Genomic DNA, 1,691 nt, shown 5'->3' with positions numbered 1-1,691 from the left:
TGCCGTAGGACCTCCTACCCGTGGTCAAGGGGGAGCGTCCTTGAATAGGGCAATATCGTAGCGCCGTGCTCGATGCAGTCCAGGACGCTGCGCGCCGGCTTTGCCGGTGCCTTCGGCATCCTGGACAGCATCTGCGTGCGGCGCTCTGGCGCTCGGCAGGTCGGGACGAAGGAATGGTCGCCCGGCCGAACAAAGGAATGGGGCTCAGCCGTTCGCGGAGTTCTTTGTGCCGTTATGGTCCGCATCGTATGGGGTCTGTCGCTTGAGCGTCGTGCACAGGGCAAAAAGCAAGCGATCTCCCACGCTGCGCAGAGCACGCGCGTGGCCGTGTCCTTTTCTGCGCAAGGCATCATACCGTCGCCTGCTGGCAGCATCGTGTTGGATGGCGACACGCGACCAGTGATGGAGCGCGCTCTGTAGCCGCCTGTTGCAGGCGAGGCGGCGGATCACGAAGCGTTGTTTGCCGCTTTGCCGCGTCACCGGCGCAGCCCCTGCCAAGGCGCGCAGGGCATGGTAATCTCGTCTGCGCAGGGGCTCTGTGGCCTCGGCGAGCAGTGTGGCGAGATTGATCCTGCCGATTCCTGGCCAGGAGCGTAAGATCGTCACGTCGCACTGCTCCGAGCTCGGCCCCGACGGATTCTCCTCTCCTTCGAGCTCGGCACATAGCCGGTCCAGGTTCTGATGAGCCTCCTTGATCTGCCGATTGACCAGGTGCAGACGTGCCGCAAGGCTGCGGATGTGAGCGCAGGCGGCCTCCGTCGTGCCAGGTGCCACGAACAGCGGTGCCTCGCGCAAAGTCCCGAGCACTGTCGCCGCATTGAGACGGCGGATACGATAGTCCTTCAGAACACCTGCGATGGCCTTCTCGCTGGCCTTGACCGCCTTGGCGGGGGTCGGCGCCTTCTCCCAAAGCGCCAGGAACCATTCGTCGGCGACATCGTCGGTCAACTTGGTGGCCTGGGGATAATATCGCCACAACTGCTGGCGCAAGCGGTTGGCAAGACGCGTGCGTTCCTGCTGCAGTTCGTCCGCCAGGCGCGACCACTCCCGTAGCTCAATCATCGCCGCATCGTCTGCCACAAGCCGACGGAAAGCAGCATGGTCCGTGCGCAGCGAGGCGCCGAGCACATGAGCATCGCGGCGGTCGTCCTTGGCACCGGCCACCGTGAAGCGATCGCGGAAGCGATCCAGTTGCTTGGGATTGATGGCAAACACCGCAAACCCGTGCTCGAGCAACATCTCCACCACCGGGCCGTGCGGCATCTCGATGGCCACGGCGATCTGTCCCGGTGCGGCCTTGGTCTGCTCCAGCAGCCAGTCACGCAACTCCGTCAGCCCGGCGCCGCCATGGTCGAACTCGTGCTGCGCAACCTGTCTTCCCACGGCATCCAGCAGGCAAACGCTATGGCTCCGCGTTGCCCAGTCGATCCCGACGAACCAGCCTACATCTTCGATCATTGTTGAGACCTCCTTGCTCGCAAGGCGGGCCACCACGATCCTGATCAGTCCCTGTACCGGCGCTCTTGGCGCGACCTTCTACTGGATCTCGATCGCGGTCGCTCCGCCGGGGCGCGGTTCCTACGGCGGTGCTCAAGGCACTGGTGGACAAGGCTGCTCCCGGCGGATCGGCCCGGACGGCCAGTCTACATCCGAGGCCGCCACGAACCCACAAGGGTACAGGGTGGGCAAAG

General features: G+C 64.5%; 1 protein-coding gene. It reads right to left on the bottom strand.

Annotated features, from left to right (window positions below):
• Positions 1-204: 204 nt before the first annotated feature.
• Positions 205-1,458 (bottom strand): IS110 family transposase, encoded by a 1,254-nt coding sequence (locus tag GGD63_RS39885; protein WP_183250658.1) that lies wholly within the window; start codon positions 1,456-1,458, stop codon positions 205-207.
• Positions 1,459-1,691 lie beyond the last annotated feature (233 nt).

This window comes from Bradyrhizobium sp. cir1 (assembly GCF_014198245.1).
Taxonomy (GTDB): Bacteria; Pseudomonadota; Alphaproteobacteria; order Rhizobiales; family Xanthobacteraceae; genus Bradyrhizobium.
This window is presented reverse-complemented; position numbering and strand designations above follow the sequence as displayed.

Coding starts and splice junctions, on each gene's coding strand:
- GGD63_RS39885 (WP_183250658.1), bottom strand. CDS start 1,458: ATGATCGAAGATGTAGGCTGGTTCGTCGGGATCGACTGGGCAACGCGG.